The following is an 18695-nucleotide window of genomic DNA, read 5'->3' on the forward strand; positions in this document are numbered from 1 at the left end:
CATGCAGCCACCTGTCACCGGTCCCCAGCACGAGGTTGAGAGCGCACGAGTCCGCGTCAAGGTCGGCCGGGTCGCTGCGGTGCTCCGTTCCCTCGAGGTCGGTGGCGTGCAGCTCGTCGAGGACTTCGGCGACGACGTTCTCCCGCCCTTCGGCGCCGGCTTGACGCTGTTCCCCTGGCCGAACAGGGTCAGGGATGGCCGATGGGCGCACGACGGGAAGACGCAGCAGCTCGACATCACGGAGCCCAGCAAGGGCAATGCCTCGCATGGTCTCCTGCGCAACTCGGAGTACGCGGTCGTCGCAGAAACGGGCTCAGGCCTCGAGCTCTCCGCAACCGTGTTCCCTCAGCACGGCTGGCCCTTCACGCTCCGCCACAGGGTGCGGTACGAAGCCGTCGACGACGGCCTCGTGGTAACGCACACCGTCGCCAACCTCGGCACGCAGCGGGCGCTCTTCGCAGTCGGTGCTCACCCGTACTTCCGCATCGGAGAGGAGCCGATCGCCGATCTCATCGTCAGCGCCGACCTCGTCGAGCGCGTGCTGCTCGATGATCGACTGCTCCCGGTGGGAACCGAGCCCGTCGTGTCGGGAGGAACGTTCGACCTTCGTGGTGGTCGCAGGGTGGGCGATCTCGACCTCAACTACGCCTTCCGCGTCCGCCCTTCCGGCGACCGCACGCTGCTGACCGTCGAGTCCGCGGCCGGGGCCCGCCTCGAGCTCTGGGGCGACGCCGAATTCCGGCACCTCCAGCTCTACACGCCCGCCGACTTCCCCCGCCCCGAGGGGCACCACGGAGGCACTGGCCTTGCGTTCGCCGCGGAGCCGATGACGTCCCCACCGGACGCCCTCAATTCGGGCGTCGACCTCATCGAGCTCGAGGCCGCGCAGGTCTGGAGCAGCTCGTGGGGAGTGCGCTTCTCGCCGGCAGACGAGAGCTGAGCTCAGACGACCTTGCCCGAAGAACGGCGGACGACGAGCCGCGGTTCGACGAGCAGTTCCTGCGGCAGCGAATCCTTGCCAGCCTCGGCGTCGATGAGCCACCTCGCGGCCTCTCGTCCGATGACTCCGTTGTGCGGGTCGACGGACGTGAGCGAGACACCGGCGATCGAGGCGAGGAACGAGTTGTCGTAGCCCGTGAGCGCCACGTCGTCCATCGTCAGTCCGCGCTCCTCGAGCGCACGCTGCACGCCGAGAGCGGCAAGGTCGTTTGGCGCGATGATCGCGGTCGGCGGGGTCGCACCGGACAGCACGCTCGTCGCGGCGACGTAGCCTCCGAGCTCGGTGAAGTCGCTCTCCTGGACCTGCACGTGGCCCGCGAGTCCGTGCGCCGTCATCGCTTCCTCGTACGCTTCCGCCCGGCTGCGGCCGGCGGCGGCAAGGCCTCCGAGATGCGCGATGTCGCGGTGGCCGAGGGAGGTGAGGTGCTCGACCAGGAGCGCGAGGCCCTTGCGGTCATCGGTTCGCACGCAGCCCGCGTTCGGCAGCCCTTCGGCCAGGCCAGAAGCCACGACGACGGGGCGATCCTCGGCGAGAGCACCGAGCGAGGCAGCGTCCGGAAGAGAACCGGCGATGAGGACGCTCCTCGGGCGCAGATCGCTGAGCGTCGCGATCGTGCCCTCGTCGAGCTGGCGCACGGTCCCCGACTCAGGCAGCACGGCGGTTGTCATCAGCCCGCGCCGACCCGCGCGGTCGAACTCCAGGCTCGCCGCGTCGATGATCTCCGCGAACACGGGGTTGACCGGGTCTGCGACGAGAATCCCGATGAAGTCGCTCATGTTGGTCGCCAGCGACCTTGCCAGCAGATTCGGTCGGAACCCCAGCTCGTCGGCCGCCGCGAGCACGCGGCTCTTCCTCGCCTCGCTGACCTTCTCCGGATCGCTGTACACGAGCGAGACGAGCGACTTGGACACGCCGGCAACCGCCGCCACGTCGCGAATCGTGGGACGCTTTGCGGGATTTGGGACAGCACGACGCTGTTGCTCTGACAAGAGGTCTCCTGGGGGAAACTCTGGGAGAAGGGCTCCGGGGGAGGGAGCTTCGGAGTGCTAACACTACGCGGAAAGTGCGGCACCCGACGGCAGTACCGCCGGTAGAATCGCCCCATGGTGACCCGACTGCGCGACGTGCTCATTTTCGGAGAGCGGAACTGGCCCTCGTCAGGAGCGGAGTCCTGGGACTCGGTCGGTCTCGTCTCCGGCGCGCTCGACGCTGAGGTGGGCCGCATCCTCCTCGCAGTCGATGCCGCCCAGCTGACCGTGAGTGAAGCCGTCGACACATCCGCCGACCTCCTGCTCGTGCATCATCCGCTGCTTCTGCGCGGTGTCACGACCGTGGCGGAGTCGAGCGCGAAGGGCTCGCTCCTCGCGCAGCTCATCCGCGCGGACTGCGCGCTTCTCGCAGCACACACGAACGCCGATGTCGTGGAGACCGGCACCTCGGCGGCGCTCGCTTCTGCGCTCCGGCTCGAGCAGGTCACGCCGATCGTGCCGTCCGCAGACAACCCCGACCGCGGTCTCGGACGCGTCGGCGTTCTGCCGCAGCCCATGACACTCGGGGCGCTCGCACGGGCTCTCGCGGGCATCCTGCCGGCGACCGCGACTGGGATCCGCGCAGCCGGCTCCTTCGACCGCCTCGTCGAGACCGTCGCGCTGTGCGGCGGAGCCGGCGACTCGCTGCTCGAGGACCCGAAGGTCATCGGGGCTGACGTCTACATCACGAGCGATCTTCGCCACCACCCGGCCTCGGAATCGCTCGAGCAGTCACTCGCACGCGGCCGGGGGCCGGCACTCATCGACACCTCGCACTGGGCGAGCGAGTGGCTGTGGCTCGACCATGCTGCTCGGGAGCTGCGCGCGGAATTCCCTCAGCTCGACATCGAGGTGTCCGAGCTCCGCACCGACCCGTGGGAGTTCGCCATTCCCCAGTAGTGCGCGGCGGGCCACATGCGCGCCCTGCTCGGGCGGCACACGACTTCACGACAGAATGAGGGAACTATGAACGACTACCAAGACATGAACCGGGGCCAGGCATGAAGGCCAGCGAAGCAGACCAGCGCCGTCTGCTCGACCTGGCCGAGGTCGACACCAAGCGCCGCCGTGTGCAGCACGTCGCGAAGAACCTGCCAGAGCAGCACCACCTGAACGCCCTCGACGAGGAGCGGACGAAGCACCGTGCCGAGGTCGTGCAGCTGCTCGGGCAGCTCGAGGACTCGCGCAGCGAACTCAAGAAGATCGAGTCGGACGTGGAGACCGTCGAGGCACGCCTGAAGCGCGACAACGACAGGTTGCAGGGTGCATCGAGCCGGAAGGACATCGAGGCGCTGCAGCGCGAGATCGAGGTGCTCCAGCGACGCCGGACGATTCTCGAGGACGGCGAGCTCGTAGTCATGCAGCGCGTGGAGGAGCAGACCGCGGCTCACGAGGGTGCACTCGAGTCGCAGCGAAGCGTGGAGGACCGTGCGCGGGAGCTCACTGTTCTGCGCGACGCCGCTCGCGACAACCTCAAGGGCGAGTACCGTGTCCTCTCCGAGCAGCGGGCGAGCGTCCTCGCGAGCCTGCCAGCTGAGCTCGTCGCGCTGTACGAGAAGCAGCGTGAGCGCTACGGCGTCGGCGCTGCCGAGCTGATCGGCAACATCACGACGGGAACCAACGTGGCCCTCGACCGGCCCGAGCTCGAGAAGATCCGCCGCGCGGCGCCGGATGACGTCGTGATCTGCCCGGACTCAGGCGCCGTCCTGGTGCGCACGGAGAAATCCGCGCTCTGATCTGAGAAAGTCGAGCGCCCGCCGCTGAGTTCTGACATACTCAGTGGCGGAGCGCCGACGGCGTCGCTTGAAGTGAAACGCATCGTTGCTCCTCACCTATTACTACGGATCGTCCGGCACGTACCTGCCGGTAATGAGGGAGTACTCCTATGGCAACTGTGACCTTTGAAAGCGCCTCGCGCGTCTACACCGAGGGCGCTCGTCCCGCGGTCGACAGCCTGGATCTCGAGATCGACGACGGAGAGTTCCTCGTCCTCGTCGGCCCATCCGGCTGCGGCAAGTCCACATCGCTGCGCATGCTCGCAGGCCTCGAAGAGGTGAACCACGGCCGCATCCTGATCGGCGACCGCGACGTCACGCACCTCCCGCCCAAGGACCGCGATATCGCCATGGTGTTCCAGAGCTACGCGCTCTACCCGCACATGACGGTCGGCGAGAACATGGGGTTCGCGCTCAAGATCGCCGGCATCAACAAGGAAGAGCGCGCCAAGCGTGTCCTCGAGGCCGCCAAGATCCTCGACCTCGAGCCGTACCTCGACCGCAAGCCGAAGGCGCTCTCCGGTGGTCAGCGTCAGCGTGTCGCCATGGGCCGAGCCATCGTGCGCAGCCCTCAGGTCTTCCTCATGGATGAGCCGCTCTCCAACCTGGACGCGAAGCTCCGTGTGCAGACGCGTACGCAGATCGCGAGCCTCACCCGTCGCCTCGGCGTCACCACGGTCTACGTCACGCACGACCAGACCGAGGCCCTCACGATGGGTGACCGCATCGCGGTCCTGAAGGACGGTGTCCTCCAGCAGGTCGGAACCCCGCGCGAGCTCTACGCGAAGCCGAAGAACGTCTTCGTCGCCGGCTTCATCGGCAGCCCGTCGATGAACATCTTCGGTGCTGACCTCACCTCCGAGGGCGTGCGCTTCGGAACCGACGTCATCCCGCTCGAGCGTGCCACCCTGGCAAAGCTCAAGTCCGGTACCGCAACGGTCGGAGTCCGCCCCGACGACATCATCATCTCGCGCGAGGAGAAGCCGGGCCTCAAGGTCGAGGTCGACCTCGTCGAGGAGCTGGGCGCTGAGGGCTACCTGTATGGCCACTCGATCATCGACGGAACGCGCACGGACATCGTCGCTCGCGTCGACGGCCGCAGCCACCCTGAGGTTGGCGAGACGATCTACGTCACGACGGACAACGACCACATCCACATCTTCGACCCGGAGACCGAGCAGCGCATCAGCGGTGCGCTCACGGAGGCCATCCGCCTGCAGGAGGCGAACGACGCTCTCGCGAGCGGAGCCGCCAACTAGCACTTTTCTCCAGAGCTGCGAACGCCCTCCCCAGATCACTGATCTGGGGAGGGCATTCTGCTGCGCCAACGAAAAGACGCGTCGCAGTGATGGAGCAGGGGAGCGGGCACCGCGAGCTGCTGTGTCACCGCACGACTGAGGGGGAGCCAGCTGGCTCCCCCTCAGTTGTGATGCGGGCGCCGAAGGCGCCGACGTGACTAGCCCTTGGTGGAACCTGCCAGGAGGCCGCGGACGAAGTAGCGCTGCAGCGAGAAGAACACGATGAGCGGCACGAGGATGGAGAGGAACGCACCAGCCGTGAGCAGCGGCCATTCCTGACCACGCGAACCCGTGATCTCGGCAAGCAGCTTCGTCATGGGAGCCACCGCACCGTCCGCGAAGACGAGCGCGACCAGCAGGTCGTTCCAGACCCAGAGGAACTGGAAGATACCGAACGAGGCCACGGCGGGCAGCGTCAGCGGGACGATGATGCGGAAGAAGATCTGGCCGTGGCTCGCACCGTCGACGCGCGCTGCCTCGATGACCTCACGCGGGATCTCCGAGATGAAGTTGTGCAGCAGGAAGATGGCAAGCGGCATGGCGAAGATCGAGTGAGCGATCCACACCTGCGCGAAGCCGGCGTCCGCTCCGAACGCGGCGATCACGGGGACACCGAAGATCTCACCGCGGGCGAAGAGCTGGAGCAGCGGCACGAGTGCCATCTGGATCGGCACGACCTGGAGGGCGAAGACGAGGATGAACAGCCAGTTCTTGCCCTTGAAGTCCATCCACGCGAATGCGTACGCGGCGAGCAGTGCGATCGCGAGCGGGATGACCGTCGCGGGGAGCGCGATGACGATGGAGTTCAGGAACGCCTGCGCCATCGTCAGCTGCGTATTGCCGGAGGCGAGCACCTCGACGTAGTTGTCGAAGGTCAGACCCCAGTTCTGGAAGATCGTCCACCAGCCGGTGCTGACGACCTCCGCCTTGGGCCGGAACGAGGAGACGAAGAGCCCGAAGGTCGGGATGGTCCACACCACGGCGATCGTGATCGCCGCGATGGTGGCCCAGCGGCTGGTGAGGTTCTTCTTCACCTTGCCGCTTGTGCTCTTCTCGCCTCGCGCGAGCTGTTCCGCCGTCTTCGTGTCGACGGGCAGTTCGACTGGAACGATGGCGCTCATCGGATCTCCCTCTGCTTCTTCATCTGGTTCGCGTTGTAGATGATGATCGGCAGCACGAGGATGAACAGCACGACCGCGAATGCGGCCGATCGTCCGGTCTCGAAGGTCTTGAACTGCGTGTACATCTCGTTCGCGATGACGCTCGTGTCGTTCGCGCCTGCGGTCATCGTGCGAACGATGTCGAAGACCTTGAGCGAGGCGATGGAGATCGTCGTGACGACGACGACGAGCGAGGAACGGATGCCGGGGACCGTGACGTTGATGAATCGCTGCCACGGGTTGGCACCGTCGAGGGATGCGGCTTCGATCTGGTCCATCGGAACGCCCTTGATGGCGGCCGAGAGCACGACCATTGCGAAACCGGTCTGCACCCAGATGAGCACGATGATGAGGAAGAACGTGTTCAGGGGCGACTCGGCGAGGAAGTCGTATGGCTGCCCGCCGAACCAGACGATGATCTGGTTGAGAAGGCCGATCTGGTCCTGATCGGCTGGTCGTGCCGTGTACATGAACCTGAAGATGATGGATGCGCCCACGAACGAGATCGCCATGGGCATGAAGACGAGCGCCTTCAGGAACTTCTCACCACGCGACTTGTCGATGAACACGGCGTACGCGAGGCCTGCGACCGTCGACAGGATCGGCGTCACGACGACCCAGATGATCGTGTTGAGGACCGTCCGGATTCCGCTTGGCTGCGTGAAGATCCAGATGAAGTTCTCGAGGCCGACGAAGTCGCCGGACTTGTTCGTGAATGCCTGGCCGGTGGTCTGAATACTCGGGACGATGAGTCCGATGATGACCAGGATCAGGGCAGGTGCGAGGAAGCCGATGAGGCCGATCAGGTAGCCGGCGCCTTCACGCGACCTCTGGTCGAACCAGAAGAGCAGGGCACCGAGGAGGATGGCGACGATCGCCGCCCAGGTGTAGGTGCCGAGGATGAACACGAGTGCGACTGGGACTGCGATGCAGACGACGAGCCGCAGGATCGTGTATTTCTTGCCGGGTCGAGGTGCGAGCTCGACGAAGTAGACGATGAGCGCAACCACCGCGAGGAACGCGATGATGACGATCGGGACTTGCAGGAGTGGCGGCAGTTGGGCCAGCCACGTGAAGAAACTTGCCATTGTGACCTTCCAGGGTGGCAGACAAGCACGTGCGCGGGGGACGTCGTCGTCCGTGCGGTGGAATGCGTGTGGAGCACCCGGCACGAGGCCGAGTGCTCCACAACACGGTGCTTAGCTGGAGGGCCAGCCTGATTCGATCTGGGTGGTCACGGTGTTGACGTCCGTGCCGTTGATCCAGTCGATGATGCCCTTCCAGAACGTTCCTGCTCCCACTGCCGAGGGCATGAGGTCAGATCCGTCGAAGCGGAAGGTCGTCGCCGGGTCCTGGAGGATCGCGATGGACTCCTGCAGGATGGGGCTGGAGGCGCTTGCCGGGTCGAGACCCGTGTTCGCGCTGATCACGCCTCCGAGCGAGACGCGGCTGTTCGCCCATTCAGGGCTGGAGAGGTACTCCTGGACCTTGACCGTGTCCTCGTCCGAGTTGAACGATCCCACGATCTCGCCGCCGCCCGTGACGGCGAGTTCCTTGCCCTCGACGGGCGGAGTCATGAAGGCCCAGACGTCGCCGTCCTCACCGACCGTGCCACCCGCTTCGGTGATGAAGCCGTCGTAGAAGGAAGCCTGGTGGTGCAGCGCGCACGTGCCGTCGACGAGCTTCGCGGCTGGGTCGCCGAACGCGGTCGAGTTGATGGAGCGCACGTCGCCGAAGCCGGCGTTGACGTAGTCGGGGTTCGTGAGGATCTTGCCTGCTTCATCGAACGCGGCCTGGATGCGCGGGTCGGTGAAGGGAATCTCGTTCGCGACCCACTGGTCGTAGACCTCTGGTCCCTGCTGGCGGATGACGAGGTCTTCGATCCAGTCGGTGCCCGGCCATCCAGTTGCGGCGTCGGAGCCGAAGCCGGCGCACCATGGCGCGGTTCCGGTCTTGGCCTGGATCTCGCCGGTGAGCGTGATGAGCTCTTCCCACGTCTTCGGCACTTCGTATCCGTTGTCCTTGAAGAACTTCGGCGAGTACCAGACGAAGCCCTTGAGGTTCGCCATGAGTGGCGCCCCGTAGACCGTGCCGTCGTACGAGGAGTACGTCTTCCAGTCTTCCGACCAGTACTGCTCGAGGTTGCTGACGACGCCTTCCGGTGCCTCCGTGAGCAGGCCGCCGCTGGCGAGGTCGCCCATGAGGCCGGGCTGCGGGAAGATGGCGATGTCCGGCGGCGTACCGCCCTGGGCTCGAACGGAGATCTGCGTCTCGAACTCCTTGGAGCCTTCGTAGACGATCTCGATGCCGTTCTCTTCCGCCCAGCCTGCCCACGATTCCTCGAGGAGCTCGGCTTCGGCGTCGACGATCGTGCCGTAGATCGTGACCTTGTTGTCGCTTGGGCCGCCCGAGCTGTCCTGCACACCGGGGCCACCGGAACAGGCGGTCAGGGCGAGACCGGCGACTGCGAGTGCGGCAACCGATGTTGCGGCACGTCGCTTCGTGGATGTTGTCATTGAACTCCTCCTTAAGTCCTTGACTGCGAGCGAACCGCCGTTCTGGGCAGTCATTGCCCAGATTCGCTGCGAGAGCGCGTCGGTTCGGCTACGACATTCCTGAGAGCTGCGTGTGGAAATGCCGTGCGCTTTTGGAGCGTACACGAACTCCTCAGTTGATCCACGCCGTTCACTAAGTCGTTATCAATGGATGTTCAGGTGCGGTGAAAGTGGCACGATCCTCGCTCTCGTCACTGCCGGAAGAAGCACTCCTGCCCATCCAGAGTCAGATTGTCGTGACAACGTCCGGCGGTTTCTCCAGGCAGTACGATGGTGCGTGAGCAGGTCGACCAGGCGGTCGCGTCATGGGAAGCCATGCCGAGGAACGTCCGGGCTCCGCAGAGCAGGACGGTGGGTAACGCCCACCCGGGGAAACCCGCGAGACAGTGCCACAGAAAGCAGACCGCCCCGCCGTGTCCTTCGGATGCTGGGGTAAGGGTGAAAGGGTGGGGTAAGAGCCCACCGGGCGCCTGGTGACAGGCGCTGCAAGGTAAACCTCGTCCGGAGCAAGGCCATACAGGGGATGACGACGCTGCTCGCCGAGTCCCCGGGTAGGCCGCTAGATGCACGCGGCAACGTGTGCGCGAGAGAGATGGCCGCCCCCGATCCAGATCGGGACAGAACCCGGCGTATCGGTCGGCCTGCTCACCTTCGTGGTCGCGATGCCGGGCTTGAAGCTGTTCTGGCTTCCAGCCCGGCCGCTCCCGTCCGATTTTGCGCGTGCCGAGGATCGGAGTTGTTAAACCCAGTGCTCAGCTGCGAGGCACGCTGAGCCGACGATACCGGCGTTGTTCATGAACTCGGCGACGACGATGGGGGTCTCGACATCGATGTAGTGCAGGAACTCGTCTGCCTGCTTGGAGATGCCACCCGAGACGATGAAGACATCGGGGGAGAAGAGGGCTTCGAGCTGGCGATAGTAGGGAGTGAGCCGCGAACCCCATTCCGAGAATGACAGCTCATCGCGCTCGCGCACCTTCGACGAGGCGAACTTCTCATAGTCGCTATGGTCGCCGATGCTGATATGGCCGAGCTCTGAGTTCGGGAACAGATGGCCTCCGTAGAACATGGCCGTCCCGATGCCGGTGCCGAGCGTCGTCATGATGACACTGTCGAGTCGCCCGTGCGCGACGCCGAATCGGACCTCCGCGATGCCGGCTGCGTCTGCATCGTTCGCGAGCGCCACTTCGCGCCCGACTGCCTCGGAGAACGCCGCCCTGGCGGCGAAGTCGATCCAGCGCGGCGAGATGTTGGCCGCGGAGCGCGTCACCCCGTGCTTGACGATTGCGGGCACGCTGATGCCCACCGGAACGTCCGTGTCGCCGTCCAGGTCCTTGTCCCAGATCTTGCGGACGATCTCCATGGTCGCGTCGATGACCTCGCGCGGGTCACCGCCGACTGGTGTCGGCACCTTGCGCCGCTTGGAGAGCAGCTCGCCCGTGCGGAGGTCGACAAGCGCCCCTTTGATGCCGGTGCCGCCGATGTCGATGCCGATGGCCTTGGTGGCTCTGCTCTTGCCCATGCGTGTGAGCATATCGGGAGCGGGGTTCCCGTTCGTGCCGTCAGGCCGATGGCACGGTGAGGAGCCGCGCGCCGTCAGAGGTGACGACGATGGTGTGCTCCCACTGCGCGCAGCGAGAGCCGTCGGAGGTCACGACGGTCCAGCCGTCATCCCAGAGGCGCCAGTCCGAGGTTCCGAGCGTGAGCATCGGCTCGACGGTGAAGACCATCCCCTCTTCGATGACCGTGGTGTGCTGCGGGGAGTCGTAGTGCGGGATGATCAGGCCGGAGTGGAAGGCTGCGCCGACACCGTGGCCGGTGTAGTCGCGCACGACCCCGTAGCCGAACCTCCCCGCGTACTTCTCGATGACGCGTCCGATGACGTTGACCTGCCGTCCCGGCTTCGCAGCGGCGATGCCGCGCATCATGGCCTCGTGCGTGCGCTCGACGAGCAGCCGCGACTCGTCGGCGACGTCTCCGACGAGGTACATGCGGTTCGTGTCTCCGTGCATGCCCTCGAAGTAGGCGGTGATGTCGACGTTGAGGATGTCTCCGGATTCGAGCAGCGTGTCGTCTGGGATCCCGTGACAGATCACCTCGTTGAGCGAGGTGCAGCTCGACTTCGGGAACCCGCGGTAGCCGAGCGTCGATGGATAGGCACCTCTGGCCGTCACGAAGTCGTGCGCGATGCTGTCGAGCTCATCGGTGGTGATGCCGGGGACGGCGAACTGCTCGAGGTGCTCGAGGGCATCGGCGGCGATGGTGGATGCCCGCTCGATCCGGGCGATCTCCTCCGGCGTGTAGACATCCCCGCCCGTCCACTTATCCGGCGCCTGCTTGCCGACGTACGGCGGGCGGGCGATGGCGGCAGGGACGGATCTGGCCGGGGCGCTGCGGCCGGGGATGAGGAGTCCTGTATTCGGGTCTTTCGGCATACGCTTGAGCCTATGACCGATACGCATGCACAGGAATTCTGGTACAACTCGCGCACGGGCGAGGTCGAGGTCGGACGGCAGTCCCTCGGCTCTGAGCTCGTCGGCCCGTTCGCATCCGAGGCAGAGGCGAAGCGCGCCCCTGAGAAGCTTCAGGAGCGCGCGAAGGCCTGGGCCGAGGAAGAGGCCGAAGAGGACCGCTGACCGACGGCGTTCCTCCTCGTTCCCGGAGCGGCCCTAGCCGGACTGGTCCTCGAAGCTCTCCGCCTCCGAGGGGAACGCGCCTGACTTGACCTCGTCGCGGTAGCTCGAGGCGGCGTCGAGGAGGATGCCCCGCAGGTCGGCGTACTTGCGCACGAAGCGCGGCATGCGACCGGTGCCGAGGCCCATCGCGTCGGTCCACACGAGGATCTGACCGTCGCACTCGGCACCGGCGCCGATGCCGATGGTCGGGATGACGAGCTCCCGCGTGATCTCCGCGGCCAGGACGGCCGGGACCATCTCGAGGACCACGCTGAACGCGCCGGCGTCCTGCACGGCGCGAGCGTCTGCTCGAACCCGCTCCGCCGCGTCGCCTCGGCCCTGCACGACGTGCCCGCCGAGGCCGTGCTCGCTCTGCGGGGTGTAGCCGATGTGGGCCATGACCGGAATTCCGGCCTCGACGATGCGCTTGATGGTGGCCTGCGAACGCACGCCGCCCTCGAGCTTCACGGCCTGCACGCCGGCCTCCTTCATGAACCTGACCGCGGTGTCCAGAGCCTGCTCGGGTCCGCGCTCATAGCTGCCGAACGGAAGATCTGCGACGACGAGGGCTCGCGACACGCCGCGTGCGACGGAGCGTGCCATGGGAATCAGCTCGTCGACCGTGACGGGCAGCGTCGAGGTCTCACCGAGCACCGTGGTGGCCGCGGAATCTCCGACGAGGAGCACGTCGATGCCTGCCTCGTCAAACACCGCAGCGGTCATGGCGTCGTAGCTCGTGAGCGCGGTGATGCGCTCGCCGGCGGCCTTGGCCGTCTGAAAGTGTCGAATTCGGACTCGCTTCGGTGCACTGGCCTGAGACATGCAGGCCATCATACGGCGGGGCGGCCTCAGGCCCAGTAGCCTAGGGGGAGGCGCACAACAAGAATTGGAGCCCGAGTGGACAAGCAGCAGGACTTCGTACTCCGCCAGATCGAGGAGCGCGGGATCAAGTTCATCCGCCTGTGGTTTACGGATGTTCTCGGAACACTGAAGTCCGTGGCAATCGCACCGGCGGAGGTGGAGGGTGCCTTCAACGAGGGCATCGGACTCGACGGCTCTGCCGTCGAGGGGTTCACGAGGCGGTCTGAGGCCGACATGCTCCTGCACCCGGATCCGTCGACGTTCCAGATGCTCCCGTGGCGTGGTGAGATCGATCCGACCGCTCGGATGTTCTGCGACATCTCCACTCCGGACGGCCAGCCTTCGGTCACCGACCCGCGCCGCGTGCTTCGCCGCGCGCTGGACGTGGCATCGGCGCAGGGCTTCACCTTCTACGTGCACCCCGAGATCGAGTTCTACCTGCTGAAGTCCGACGAGGCGCTCAGCGGCGAGCCGGTGCCGGCAGACAACGCGGGCTACTTCGACAACGTGCCAGGCGGAACCGCTCACGACTTCCGTCGTCGCGCAGTGCGCATCCTGGAAGACCTCGGCATCTCGGTCGAGTACAGCCACCACGAGGCTGGCCCGGGACAGAACGAGATCGACCTCAGGTTCTCGGATGCGCTCAACACGGCCGACAACGTCATGACGTTCCGCACCGTGGTCAAGGAAGTCGCCATCGAGCAGGGCGTGTACGCCACGTTCATGCCCAAGCCGATGTGGCAGCACCCTGGCAGCGGTATGCACACGCACGTCTCGCTCTTCGAGGGCGACACGAACGTGTTCCACGAGCCGGGCGCCGAGTACCAGCTGTCGAAGATCGGCAGGCACTTCGTCGCGGGTCTCCTCAAGCACGCGCCGGAGATCACGGCCGTGACGAACCAGTTCGTCAACTCCTACAAGCGCATCTGGGGCGGAGACGAGGCCCCGAGCTACGCGTGCTGGGGTCACAACAACAGCTCTGCACTTGTGCGCATCCCTACCTACAAGCCGAACAAGGGTGGCTCGGCTCGGGTCGAGTACCGCGGCATCGACTCCGCGGCCAACCCGTACCTCGCGTACGCGGTCCTGCTCTCGGCTGGCCTCAAGGGCGTGTCGGAGGAGTACGAGCTTCCTGCCGAGATCGAGGGAGACATCTGGGAGATGTCGCCGCGTGAGCGCAGCGTGCTCGGCTTCGATCCGCTGCCGTCGAGCCTCAACGAGGCCATCGCCATCATGGAGAACTCGGAGCTGGTCGCCGAGACGCTCGGGGAGCAGGTCTTCGCCTACTTCCTCGCGAACAAGCGTGCGGAATGGAAGCAGTACCGAGCTCAGGTGACGCCTTTCGAGCTCGCCTCGAACCTGCACTCCTTGTAAGTCGTGCGCTCTGACGGTCTGCGAACGCGCCTCGCGAGGGCGGGCTTCGCCGCGCCCAGTGAGGCCGAGCCGCGCCTCGTGGAGCTCGCCGAGCTGACCGGGGTGCGGGCAGACGACGTGTTCTCCGTCGTAGACGAGCGGGTCGCCGATCCGGACCAGGCGCTCCAGTGGCTCGTGTATCTCGCGCGTCAGCACCCGAGTGCCGTCGACTCGCTGTTCGCGGAGCGACCGAACGCCAAGACGGTCGTTCGTCTGCTCGGGGCGTCGACAGGGCTAGCCGAGTTCTTCCTGCGCCACCCGCGCACGATGGAGGTCGTGCAGTCCGGCGAGTCCGAGCTGCCGACCCGTGCCGAGCTGCAGCGCCGGATGGCGGCGAGTGTCGGTGTCGACGCCGACCAGGCAGACGCCGACGGCGGATTCGGCATGGCCGTCGCGCAGATCACGGGCTCCGAGGCGATTCGGTCGCTCCGCATCCGCTACCGCACCGAACTGGCCCGCATCACCGCCTTCGACCTGGCCCAGGACGACCAGCGCGGGTGCGTCCGCGAGGTGAGTCGTGCTCTTGCCGACCTCGCGGGGGAGACGCTGGATGCGGCCATCATGGTCGCCCGCGCCGAGACGCAGGCGCCGCCGAGCGGGTTCGGACGCTTCCCGGCCGAGGACGTCGAGTGCGTTCGCCTCTCGGTGATCGGCATGGGCAAGGCCGGCGCCGAGGAACTCAACTACATCAGCGATGTCGACATCATGTTCGTGGCCGAATCGTCCGACCCGGAGCGTGTCGCTGTACCGAAGGCCGTCGAGATCGGCACGAGGCTCGCGAGCCTCACGATGCGGGTCATCGACTCCACGGACATCGAGCCGGCACTCTGGGAGGTGGACGCGAACCTCAGGCCAGAGGGCAAGGACGGCGCGCTGGTTCGAACGATCGACTCGTACGCGCGCTACTACGAGCGGTGGGCGAAGAACTGGGAGTTCCAGGCGCTCATCAAGTCGAGGGCCATGGCGGGCGACTTGAGGCTCGGAGAGGAATTCGAGCGCCGAGTCGAGCCGCTGATCTGGGCGAGTGCCAGCCGCGCGGACTTCGTCGATCAGGTGCGGGCGATGCGCGAGCGCGTGACCGAGCACATTCCTGCTGAGGAAGTCGACCTGCAGATCAAGCTCGGACCTGGCGGGCTCCGCGATATCGAGTTCACCGTCCAGCTCCTGCAGCTCGTGCATGGCCAGCACGACGAGACCGTGCGGGAACGGTCGACGCTGGCGGCGCTCGAGGCGCTCAGCGAGGGCGGCTACATCGGGCGCGACGACGCGAATCAGTTCTCCTCCGACTACGAGTTCCTTCGCCTGCTCGAGCACCGGATCCAGCTGCGTGCCCTGCGGCGCACGCACCTCATGCCGACGAGCGACATCGAACGTGGCGTCTTGGCTCGCTCAGCGAGCTTCGCGAACTCACGCGAGCTCACCGACGAGTGGCAGCGGGTGAAGCTCCGTGTCCGCGGTCTGCACGAGAAGGTCTTCTATCGCCCCCTGCTCTCTGCGGTTGCGGCGCTGCCCACCGAGGGGTTCGCGCTGAGCTCGGACCAGGCAGAGGCTCGCCTGCGTGCCATCGGCTTCCTCGACCCGCGGGGCGCGCTGGCGCATATCACTGCGCTCGTGAAGGGGGTGTCCCGCAGAGCGATCATGCAGCGCACGCTGCTGCCGGTGCTCATCGACTGGTTCTCGCAGGGCAGCGACCCCGACAGCGGCTTCCTCGCCTTCAGGAAGCTCTCGGAACGGCTCGGCGACACCGCTTGGTACCTCAGGCTCTTGCGCGACAGCTCGGCGGCGGCCAAGCGGCTCACGCAGCTGCTCTCCGGCTCGAAGTTCGCGGCTGAGTTCTTCGAGCTCTACCCCGAGGCGGTGAAGTGGCTGGACGACGACGCTCAGCTGAAGCCCCGCACGCTCAACGCACTGCTCGACGAGGTCGCGACGACGATCCGCCGACACGACGACGAGGTTGCCCTCCGGAGGGCTCTTCGCACGTTCCGTCGACGCGAGGTCCTGCGCCTGGCCATCGGCGGTCTCCTCAGCCTCATCGACATCAAGCAGACGGGCGCGGGTCTCTCCGACATCGCGACGGCGACGCTCCACGGTGCGTACGACGCGGTCCGACGCATCGACAAGGTCGAGTACCCTCCGTTCGCGATCATCGCCATGGGCCGTTACGGCGGTCGCGAGCTCGGCTTCGGCTCGGATCTCGATGTCCTCTACGTCTTCGAGAAGGGCGACTTCGAGAACCCCGACCTCGCGAGTCGGCGAGCGCTTTCGCTGGTGCACCGGATCGTGGAGTTCACGGCCGACCCGCGTATGCCGATCGACCTGGATGCGGGGCTCCGCCCTGAGGGCAAGTCCGGGCCCCTCGTCCGGTCGCTGTCCGCCTACCGCAGCTACTACGCCAGGTGGTCGCTCGGCTGGGAGACCCAGGCGCTGCTGCGCGCGCACGACGTCGTCGGGGATGCCAACGTGCGTGATCGGTTCATGGACCTCGTGGACGAGGTCCGGTACGGCAAGGAGCTGTCCGAGGACGGCCTTCGCGAGGTGCGGCGCATCAAGGCGAGAGTGGAGAACGAGCGGCTGCCGCAGGGAGCGGACCCGACGCGACATCTCAAGCTCGGACGCGGCTCGCTGAGCGACGTCGAATGGCTCGCCCAGACCCTGCAGCTGCAGCACGCGACGCACCGCACGTCCCTTCGGACGACGTCGACGCTCGGCACCATCGACGCTGCACAGGACGAGGAGCTGCTGACGCCAACTGACGCCAATCAGCTGCGCGACGCCTGGCTGCTGGCCTCGCGGGTGCGCTCGGCGCTGTACCTGGCGACGAACAAGCAGTCCGACCTGCTGCCCCAGGACGGCCCGACGCTCGATGCCGTGGCACGCGCACTGGGCTACGCACCGGGCTCGGGCCCGCATCTCGAGGACGACTACCTCGGCGAGACCCGCCGCGCTCGTCGTGTCTTCGAGCGACTCTTCTACGGCGAGTAGCCGCCCGCACCTCGCACCTGCAGACGCGGGCGAGGACCTAGGACTGCTCGGACTGCTGCTCAATGATGGCGCGCTCGAGGCTGTCGGCGATCAGGACGGCGTCGAGGCCGGACTGCCTGCCGATGCCGACGGCGTGCTGGGCCTCATGCGAGGCGAGCGCCTGCAACGCGGACTTCGGCGTCGTGAACTCGTGGGCAAGCAGCTCGTCGATGGCGCTGTCGACGTCGGCGTTGTGCCGGTGCCAGTCCTCGCTCTGCGGCTCGGACGAGAGCCGACGGACGGCCGCGGCGTGGATGCTCGCGGCGAGCCGCTTGTGGTGGTCGATCGCGGCCAGAGCCTGCTCGTGGAGTTCTGCTTCATCCATCCACCCAGCCTGCCATGCCATCCGGCGCCTACCTGGACGGAACGGAGGCGCGGACGCACACACCGTCAGATGCAAAAACGCCCGGCCCGCCTCGCAGAGTGCGAGACGGGCCGGGCGTGGAGCTACCGCGACGAGTTAGACGCCGTAGTAGAGCTCGAACTCGTACGGGTGCGGACGCTGCGCGAGCGGCTGCACTTCGTTGACCGTCTTGTAGTTGATCCAGTTCTCGATGAGCTCCGGCGTGAAGACGTTGCCCTTGGTGAGGTACTCGTGGTCAGCCTCGAGAGCTGCGAGCGCCTCAGGCAGCGAGGTGGCGAGCTGCGGGATGCTCTTCGCCTCTTCCGGGGGAAGCTCGTAGAGGTCCTTGTCGACGGGCTCGTGCGGCTCGATGCGGTTCTGGATGCCGTCGAGGCCTGCCATGAGCTGGGCGGCGAACGCGAGGTACGGGTTGGCCGAGGCGTCCGGTGCGCGGAACTCGATGCGCTTCGCCTTCGGGTTGGAGCCCGTGATCGGGATACGGATCGCAGCCGAGCGGTTTCCTGCCGAGTAGACCAGGTTGATGGGAGCCTCGAAGCCCTTCACCAGACGGTGGTAGGAGTTCGTCGTCGGGTTGGTGAACGCCGCGAGCGAGTTGGCGTGCGCAAGCAGACCGCCGATGTACCAGCGAGCCGTGTCGGAGAGCGAACCGTAGCCGGCCTCGTCGTAGAAGAGCGGCTCGCCATCCTTCCAGAGCGACTGGTGCGTGTGCATGCCCGAGCCATTGTCGTTGTAGAGCGGCTTCGGCATGAACGTGGCCGACTTGCCCCACTGCTCAGCGGTGTTCTTGACGATGTACTTGAACTTCAGGATGTCATCTGCAGCGCTGACCATCGTGTCGAAGCGGTAGTTGATCTCCTGCTGCCCGCCGGTGCCCACCTCGTGGTGCGAGCGCTCGAGGATGAAGCCAGCCTCGATGAGCTTGAGCGTGATGTCGTCGCGCAGGTCTGCCGTCTTGTCGACGGGGGAGACGGGGAAGTAGCCACCCTTGAACGGCGTCTTGTTGCCGAGGTTGCCGCCCTCTTCTTCGCGGCCGGAGTTCCAGGCGCCCTCTTCGGAGTCGACCGAGTAGAAGCTCTGGTTCGACGTCACGGAGTAGCGCACGTCGTCGAAGATGTAGAACTCGGCCTCGGGAGCGAAGAACGCCGTGTCGGCGATGCCCGTCGAGGACAGGTAGTCGACAGCCTTCTTCGCGACCTGGCGCGGGTCGCGGTGGTAGATCTCACCGGTGCGCGGGTTGTAGATGTCGAAGACCATGATCAGGGTCTTCGCGTCGCGGAACGGGTCGAGGTACGCGGTCGTCACGTCGGGGATGAGCTGCATGTCCGACTCGTGGATCGACGCGAAACCGCGGATCGAGGAGCCATCGAAGAGCTGGCCGACGGAGAAGAACTCCTCGTCGACGGTCGACGCGGGGATGTTGAAGTGCTGCTGCACACCCGGGAGGTCGGTGAAGCGGATGTCGAGGAACTTGACATCGTTATCGGCGATATAGGCGAGGACTTCAGACGGTTCTTTGAACATGGCTTCTCCGGGTCGTGTCGAAGG

16 protein-coding genes and 1 other RNA gene are annotated in these 18695 nt (G+C 66.1%); 8 read left to right on the top strand and 9 right to left on the bottom strand.

Annotated features, from left to right (window positions below):
- Window position 1 precedes the first annotated feature (1 nt).
- Entirely contained in the window at window positions 2-940 is a 939-nt protein-coding gene (locus ITJ67_RS05330; protein ID WP_194677002.1) for an aldose 1-epimerase family protein, read from the top strand.
- 2 nt (window positions 941-942) lie between these two features.
- On the opposite strand, the gene ITJ67_RS05335 is transcribed toward ITJ67_RS05330, so the two are convergent.
- Window positions 943-1929: a LacI family DNA-binding transcriptional regulator gene (locus ITJ67_RS05335; RefSeq protein WP_194677003.1), complete on the bottom strand. Its 987-nt coding sequence runs from the start codon at window positions 1927-1929 to the stop codon at window positions 943-945.
- 174 nt (window positions 1930-2103) lie between these two features.
- Between ITJ67_RS05335 and ITJ67_RS05340 the strand changes: the two genes are divergently transcribed.
- The 3 genes from ITJ67_RS05340 (at window position 2104) to ITJ67_RS05350 (ending at window position 5062) form a co-directional block, all read left to right on the top strand.
- Entirely contained in the window at window positions 2104-2928 is an 825-nt protein-coding gene (locus ITJ67_RS05340) for a Nif3-like dinuclear metal center hexameric protein (protein ID WP_160071904.1), read from the top strand.
- 101 nt (window positions 2929-3029) lie between these two features.
- Window positions 3030-3764, top strand: a complete 735-nt coding sequence (locus ITJ67_RS05345) for a zinc ribbon domain-containing protein (protein ID WP_160071903.1) — start codon at window positions 3030-3032, stop codon at window positions 3762-3764.
- A 149-nt stretch (window positions 3765-3913) separates the two neighbouring features.
- Window positions 3914-5062: an ABC transporter ATP-binding protein gene (locus ITJ67_RS05350; RefSeq protein ID WP_104241372.1), complete on the top strand. Its 1149-nt coding sequence runs from the start codon at window positions 3914-3916 to the stop codon at window positions 5060-5062.
- Window positions 5063-5259: 197 nt separating this feature from the next.
- On the opposite strand, the gene ITJ67_RS05355 is transcribed toward ITJ67_RS05350, so the two are convergent.
- The 3 genes from ITJ67_RS05355 to ITJ67_RS05365 form a co-directional block, all read right to left on the bottom strand.
- Entirely contained in the window at window positions 5260-6222 is a 963-nt protein-coding gene (locus tag ITJ67_RS05355) for a carbohydrate ABC transporter permease (RefSeq protein ID WP_104241371.1), read from the bottom strand.
- On the bottom strand, window positions 6219-7349 hold the full coding sequence (locus ITJ67_RS05360) for a carbohydrate ABC transporter permease (protein WP_104241370.1): 1131 nt from the start codon (window positions 7347-7349) through the stop codon (window positions 6219-6221). Before ITJ67_RS05360 ends, ITJ67_RS05355 begins: the two co-directional genes overlap by 4 nt.
- A 111-nt stretch (window positions 7350-7460) precedes the next feature.
- On the bottom strand, window positions 7461-8777 hold the full coding sequence (locus ITJ67_RS05365) for an ABC transporter substrate-binding protein (RefSeq protein WP_160071902.1): 1317 nt from the start codon (window positions 8775-8777) through the stop codon (window positions 7461-7463).
- A gap of 321 nt (window positions 8778-9098) precedes the next feature.
- On the opposite strand from ITJ67_RS05365, the gene rnpB reads away from it, so the two are divergent.
- Window positions 9099-9464, top strand: an RNA gene (rnpB, locus tag ITJ67_RS05370) — RNase P RNA component class A.
- Window positions 9465-9555: 91 nt separating this feature from the next.
- Here the strand turns inward: rnpB and ppgK are convergent.
- Both ppgK and map read right to left on the bottom strand, forming a co-directional pair.
- Entirely contained in the window at window positions 9556-10338 is a 783-nt protein-coding gene (ppgK, locus tag ITJ67_RS05375) for a polyphosphate--glucose phosphotransferase (RefSeq protein WP_104242077.1), read from the bottom strand.
- Between the two features lie 40 nt (window positions 10339-10378).
- On the bottom strand, window positions 10379-11251 hold the full coding sequence (gene map, locus ITJ67_RS05380; RefSeq protein WP_194677004.1) for a type I methionyl aminopeptidase: 873 nt from the start codon (window positions 11249-11251) through the stop codon (window positions 10379-10381).
- 12 nt (window positions 11252-11263) lie between these two features.
- Between map and ITJ67_RS05385 the strand changes: the two genes are divergently transcribed.
- Window positions 11264-11452 carry a hypothetical protein gene (locus tag ITJ67_RS05385; protein ID WP_104241367.1) on the top strand — a complete coding sequence of 63 codons (189 nt, stop codon included), beginning with the start codon at window positions 11264-11266 and terminating at the stop codon, window positions 11450-11452.
- Window positions 11453-11485: 33 nt separating this feature from the next.
- Here the strand turns inward: ITJ67_RS05385 and panB are convergent, their stop codons facing one another.
- Complete coding sequence (gene panB / locus ITJ67_RS05390; RefSeq protein WP_228502331.1) at window positions 11486-12313, bottom strand: 3-methyl-2-oxobutanoate hydroxymethyltransferase; 828 nt, start codon at window positions 12311-12313, stop codon at window positions 11486-11488.
- 75 nt (window positions 12314-12388) lie between these two features.
- Here panB and glnA (ITJ67_RS05395) point away from each other — a divergent pair, with 75 nt between their 5' ends.
- Window positions 12389-13726 (top strand): type I glutamate--ammonia ligase, encoded by a 1338-nt coding sequence (gene glnA / locus ITJ67_RS05395; RefSeq protein ID WP_104241365.1) that lies wholly within the window; start codon window positions 12389-12391, stop codon window positions 13724-13726.
- A 3-nt stretch (window positions 13727-13729) separates the two neighbouring features.
- Window positions 13730-16747 (top strand): bifunctional [glutamine synthetase] adenylyltransferase/[glutamine synthetase]-adenylyl-L-tyrosine phosphorylase, encoded by a 3018-nt coding sequence (locus tag ITJ67_RS05400; RefSeq protein ID WP_160071900.1) that lies wholly within the window; start codon window positions 13730-13732, stop codon window positions 16745-16747.
- Between the two features lie 37 nt (window positions 16748-16784).
- Here ITJ67_RS05400 and ITJ67_RS05405 read toward each other — a convergent pair whose 3' ends face one another.
- Both ITJ67_RS05405 and glnA (ITJ67_RS05410) read right to left on the bottom strand, forming a co-directional pair.
- The gene (locus ITJ67_RS05405) at window positions 16785-17111 is read right to left on the bottom strand and encodes a hypothetical protein (RefSeq protein WP_194677005.1); all 327 of its coding nucleotides are present in this window, start codon (window positions 17109-17111) and stop codon (window positions 16785-16787) included.
- Between the two features lie 135 nt (window positions 17112-17246).
- A complete protein-coding gene (gene glnA, locus ITJ67_RS05410) occupies window positions 17247-18671 on the bottom strand; it encodes a type I glutamate--ammonia ligase (RefSeq protein WP_068492563.1) in 1425 nt (474 codons plus the stop codon).
- Window positions 18672-18695: the final 24 nt, after the last annotated feature.

This window comes from Pseudoclavibacter sp. VKM Ac-2867 (genome assembly GCF_015351275.1).
Taxonomy (GTDB): domain Bacteria; phylum Actinomycetota; class Actinomycetes; order Actinomycetales; family Microbacteriaceae; genus Pseudoclavibacter.